Below are 4958 nucleotides of genomic sequence, written 5' to 3'. Positions count from 1 at the left end.
GCCCTTGCGAGACTCTCTCGCAAGGGCTCCGCACTCGGTGCGTCGCCGGGGTCAGACCGCGTCGAGCCGGTCCCGCACCTCCGGGTCGAGGTCCAGGTCCGCCGCGCCGAGCAGCTCGTCGAGCTGTGCGACGGTGCTGGGCCCGATCACGGGGACCACGGGCACCGGACCGCCGAGCAGCCACGCGAGCGCGACCTGGTTCGGCGTCGCGCCGACCTGCCGCGCGACCTCGTGCAGCACCCGCCGACGCTCGAGCGAGGTCGGGTGCCCGTACCCCTCCCACAGCTCCTTGTCGTCGCGCACCATGGCCCCCTGCAGGAGCGGGGAGTAGGCCGTGACCGCGAGCGGCGGGCGCTCGTCGCTCCCGGTCGAGCGTGCGTAGTCGAGTAGCTCGGGCGAGGCCCAGTTGTGCCGGTCGGGGTCGGGCGTCGGGTAGAGGTAGCTGAGCTGCTCCTGGACCACCCCGTAGGGTGCGACGCCCTGTCGCAGCGCCTCCTCACGCGCCTCGACCACGCGCCACAGCGCGACGTTCGAGATGCCCGAGATCCCCACGACCCCCTCGGCCTGGAGCTTGCCGAAGGCTCCGACGGTCTCCGCCAGCGGCGTGTCGAGGTCGTCGACGTGCCCGTAGAGGACGTCGAGCCGGTCGACCCCGAGGTGCCGCAGGCTCTCGTACGCCTCCCGCGCGACGGTCTCGGCCGCCAGGCCCTGGAAGTTGGTCGGGGGAGTGTTGGACAACGGCAGGGCGGGGTCCTTCTTGGCCGCGCCGAGCTTGGTCGCGATGCGGACCTGGTCGCGCACCCCTCTGCTCACGAGCCAGCGAGCGATCAGGTCCTCGCTGTCGCGCCCGTTCCCTCCTGCCCAGAAGCTGTAGTTGTTGGCCGTGTCGAGGAAGGTCCCTCCGGCCTCGAGGTAGCGGTCGAGGATCGCGAACGAGGTCTCCTCGTCCGTCAGGGTGCCCATGTTCATGGTGCCGAGGCAGAGTGTGCTGACGTCGAAGGACGTGCGGGCGTCGCCGAGGGTGCGGTAGCGCATGGTGGTCTCCGGTGAAGGGGGCGGTGGGTTGACGTCATCCACGCTAGGATGCGAGCGGCCTGGGTGTACGGTCCATTGACATGGCATCGGACCAGACCAATTCGCGCCGACGGTTCCCGGCGGGCGTCTCCCGTGCGTCCGGTTCGTCCAGCCCAGGCCCGACGGCGGCGCTCGCCTGGGAGACAGTCCTCGACCTGGGTGAGGGGCCGGAGCCGCTCCACGCCCGGCTCGGTGCCGCGGTGCGGGTCGCCGTCCTTTCTGGGAGGGTCACGCCCGGTGCAGCCCTGCCACCTAGCCGGGTCCTGGCGGAGACGCTCGGTGTCTCGCGCTGGGTCGTGACCGAGGCCTACGGTCAGCTCGTCGCCGAGGGCTTCCTCGAGTCCCGGACCGGTTCGGGGACGAGGGTGCCGCTCGCGGCCGGGACCGGCCCGCCGTCCTCCCGAGCCGCACACGACGACGTCGGGACGCGAGCGACGTCGTCGGGCCGTGCCGGCTCGGGGACCCGTGCCCCGCGAGCACGCTTCGACCTGGGGCCCGGGGTGCCCGACCTGCGGCACGTCCCGCGCGCCGCCTGGGTCCGCGCGCTGCGCGAAGCCCTTGCCGTGGCACCCGACGCCGACCTCGCCGCGCCCGATCCCACCGGTCACCCCGCGACCCGGGCGGCGCTCGCGACCTACCTCGCGCGCGCCCGGCACGTGCGGGCAGGGGCGGGCGACGTCGTCGTGACCCACGGCGCGGACGACGCGATGCGGCGGATCGCCGGCGCGCTGCACCGGGCCGGGCACCGGGCACTCCTCGTCGAGGACCCGAGCTGGCCGCGCCTGCGCGAGACTGCGGCGGCCGCAGGGCTCACACCCGTGCCCGTCCCGGTCGACGAGGACGGGGTCGACGTCGACGCGCTCCTCGCGGCGTCGCGCCGGACCGGGGCGCGGGCCGTGCTCGTGACTCCCGCCCACCAGTTCCCCACGGGTGCTGCCCTGTCGCCGGGGCGCCGTGAGGCCCTCGTGCGCTGGGCGCGCGACGTCGACGGCGTGGTCGTCGAGGACGACTACGACGCCGAGTTCCGCTACGACCGCCGCCCCGTGGCCGCGATGCAGGGGCTCGCGCCCGACCGCGTCGTGCTGCTGGGCTCGCTCAGCAAGACGATGTCCCCCGGGTTCGGGCTGGGGTGGGCTGTCCTGCCGCCCGGGTTGCTCGGCAGGGTCGTCGACCGGGGCGGTGCCGGACCGTCCACGATCGACCAGCTCGCGCTGACCAGGTTCCTGGTCTCGGGCGCGTACGAGCGGCACCTGCGCGCGTCGCGCGGCCGGTTCCGTCGCCGCCGCGAGGCGCTCGTGGCCGCGCTCGGGGCCGCGCTGCCGGGCGCGGGCGTCACGGGGATCGCCGCGGGCATGCACGCCGTGGTCACGCTCCCGCCCGGCGTCGTGGCAGCGGACGTGGTGCGTGAGGCGGTGCTGCGCGAGGTGAACGTCGCGGCGATCGAGCGGTACCGGGCGACGGCCGCACCCGCGCGCGAGGGCGAGCACGACCGGATCGTCGTCGGGTACGGCAACCTCGCCGACGCGCGCGTCGAGGAGGCGGTGGCCCGGCTCGCGGCCGCGGTGCGGGCCGCGAGGCCCTAGGGTGCGTCCCCCGAAAAGACGATGACCTGCTCCATCGCTCGATGTACGTTCATCTCTGAACCCGCCCAAGGCGCGCCTACCCGGTAAGGCGCGTCCTGCCTGCAGCTGGTGAGGGTGGCTGCCCGTTCGAGCCGGGCCGGGTCCGAGAGGGGCCCTCGCGCTGCAGGCGCGATGGGCCCCTCACCTTCCGGTGCTGGTAGCGTGCCCAGCCGTGACGACCGCGCCCACCCCGAGCCCCGTGACCTTCCGGACCGCACGCCTCGACGACCTCGCCCGCGTCGTCGAGCTCATCGCCGACGACGCGATCGCCGCCCGGCGCACGGGCGAGCTGGGGGACGAGCACCACGTCGCGTTCGCCGCGATCGACGCGGACCCGAACAACGAGCTCGTGGTCGCGGACGTGGGCGGCGAGGTCGTCGGGGTCATGCAGCTGACGTTCGTCCCGGGCATCTCGCGGCGCGGGGCGACCCGGTTGCTCGTCGAGGCCGTGCGTGTCGACTCGCGGCTGCGCGGACAGGGGATCGGGCGCGCGATGATGGCGTGGGCGCACGAGCGCGGGCGCGAGCGTGGTGCGTCGCTCGCGCAGCTCACGTCGGACAAGGCTCGCGGGGACGCGCACCGGTTCTACCGTTCGCTCGGCTACGCGCAGTCGCACGAGGGGTTCAAGCTGCCGCTCTGACGCCGCCGCGCGAGCGCTTGGTCCACCGGGTCGTGACGACCTGGAGCGTGGCCCGAGGCGGGATGGTCACGGGAGACCCGCGAACCGGTCCGTCAGCGGAAGACGATCGTGCGGTGCCCGTCGAGCAGCACGCGGTGCTCGGCGTGCCAGCGCACGGCCCGTGCGAGCGTGCGACGCTCGACGTCCTCGCCCAGCGCCACGAGGTCCTCGACGGCGCGCGAGTGGTCGACGCGCTCGACGTCCTGCTCGATGATCGGCCCCTCGTCGAGGTCGCCCGTCACGTAGTGCGACGTGGCGCCGATGAGCTTGACGCCGCGGTCGTGGGCCTGGGCGTAGGGGCGGGCGCCCTTGAAGCTCGGCAGGAACGAGTGGTGGATGTTGATGACCTGGCCCGACAGGTCGCGGCACAGGTCGTCAGACAGGATCTGCATGTACCGCGCGAGGACGACGAGCTCGACGTCGAGCTCGGCCACGAGCTCGCGCAGCCGGTCCTCGGCCCCTGCCTTGGTGTCGCGCGTGACGGGCACGTGGTGGAACGGCTTGCCGTAGAACGCGGCGATGTCCTCGAGGTCGCGGTGGTTGCCCACGACGCCCACGACCTCGATCGGCATGCCCTGCGAGCGCTCGCGGTAGAGCAGGTCGACGAGGCAGTGCGCGGCCTTGGACACCATGACGAGCGTGCGCACGCGGCGCCCGACGACGTCCAGGTTCCACGTCATGTCGAACGACTCGATCACGGGTGCCAGGGCGGCCTCGAGCTCGTCGCGCGACGCGGTCGACTCGACCTGGACCCGCATGAAGAACAGCCCCGACAGCGGGTCGCCGAACTGCTGCGACTCGGTGATGTTGCCACCGTGCTCGGCGAGCGTCCCCGCGACGGCGTGCACGATCCCCGGACCGTCCGGGCAGGACAGCGTGAGGACCCAGTGGGTGGGCGTGGGCGCGGGAGCGTTCGACGAAGGAGTGCTGGACACGGTCCCAGGGTAGCCGCGATCGAGGGGGTGAGACGGTCGGCATTCCACCCGCGGACGCGGACGTCGAGGGTGCCCGGATCTGACACGATGGGACCATGACCGACACGCCGATGACCATGGACCTCGTCACGGACGAGCACGCGGGGGAGCTCCTCACGCTCCGCCGGGCAGCGTTCGTCACCGAGGCGCAGCTCTACGGGGACCCCAACATCCCGCCGCTGACCCAGACGCTCGCGGAGCTCAAGGCGGACCTGGCGACGCCGGGCGTCATCACGCTCGGTGCGTGGCAGGGGCCGCGCCTGGTCGGTTCGGTGCGCGTCGAGATCGAGGGCGGCAAGGCCACGCTCGGCCGGCTCGCCGTCGCCCCGGACCTGCAGGGTCGCGGGATCGGCACGCAGATGCTCTTCGCGGTGCTGCCGCACCTGCCCGAGGAGACCACGGAGATCTGGGTCTTCACGGGCAAGGACTCCAAGCAGAACCTCGAGCTCTACACGCGTCACGGCTACGAGGAGCAGTACGACAAGGCCGCGGGCGACCTCACGTACACGTACCTGCGCCGCATCCTGGGCGAGGCCGAGGCGCGCAACGCGAGCGACGCCGTCGGGCAGGACTGAGCCCTCACGCACCGGCGAGGCGCGTCCCCTGGAC

Annotated in this window: 5 protein-coding genes; 3 read left to right on the top strand and 2 right to left on the bottom strand. The window is 73.3% G+C overall.

Annotated elements, in window-relative coordinates; translation table 11 throughout:
• Positions 1 to 51: 51 nt before the first annotated feature.
• On the bottom strand, positions 52 to 1035 hold the full coding sequence (locus ACFWFR_RS17345; protein WP_377623855.1) for an aldo/keto reductase: 984 nt from the start codon (positions 1033 to 1035) through the stop codon (positions 52 to 54).
• Between the two features lie 80 nt (positions 1036 to 1115).
• Here ACFWFR_RS17345 and ACFWFR_RS17340 point away from each other — a divergent pair, with 80 nt between their 5' ends.
• Together ACFWFR_RS17340 and ACFWFR_RS17335 are read left to right on the top strand one after the other, a co-directional pair.
• Positions 1116 to 2657: a PLP-dependent aminotransferase family protein gene (locus ACFWFR_RS17340; RefSeq protein ID WP_377623853.1), complete on the top strand. Its 1542-nt coding sequence runs from the start codon at positions 1116 to 1118 to the stop codon at positions 2655 to 2657.
• A gap of 211 nt (positions 2658 to 2868) precedes the next feature.
• Positions 2869 to 3336 carry a GNAT family N-acetyltransferase gene (locus ACFWFR_RS17335; RefSeq protein ID WP_318244368.1) on the top strand — a complete coding sequence of 156 codons (468 nt, stop codon included), beginning with the start codon at positions 2869 to 2871 and terminating at the stop codon, positions 3334 to 3336.
• A 92-nt stretch (positions 3337 to 3428) separates the two neighbouring features.
• On the opposite strand, the gene purU is transcribed toward ACFWFR_RS17335, so the two are convergent.
• On the bottom strand, positions 3429 to 4310 hold the full coding sequence (gene purU / locus ACFWFR_RS17330; protein ID WP_377623852.1) for a formyltetrahydrofolate deformylase: 882 nt from the start codon (positions 4308 to 4310) through the stop codon (positions 3429 to 3431).
• 95 nt (positions 4311 to 4405) lie between these two features.
• Between purU and ACFWFR_RS17325 the strand changes: the two genes are divergently transcribed.
• Positions 4406 to 4924, top strand: a complete 519-nt coding sequence (locus ACFWFR_RS17325; RefSeq protein WP_191801251.1) for a GNAT family N-acetyltransferase — start codon at positions 4406 to 4408, stop codon at positions 4922 to 4924.
• Positions 4925 to 4958: the final 34 nt, after the last annotated feature.

The organism is Oerskovia sp. NPDC060287 (genome assembly GCF_042726775.1).
Classification (GTDB): Bacteria; Actinomycetota; Actinomycetes; order Actinomycetales; family Cellulomonadaceae; genus Oerskovia; species Oerskovia merdavium.
Note: the sequence above shows the minus strand (reverse complement) of the source record. Positions and strands in the feature narration are given on the sequence as shown.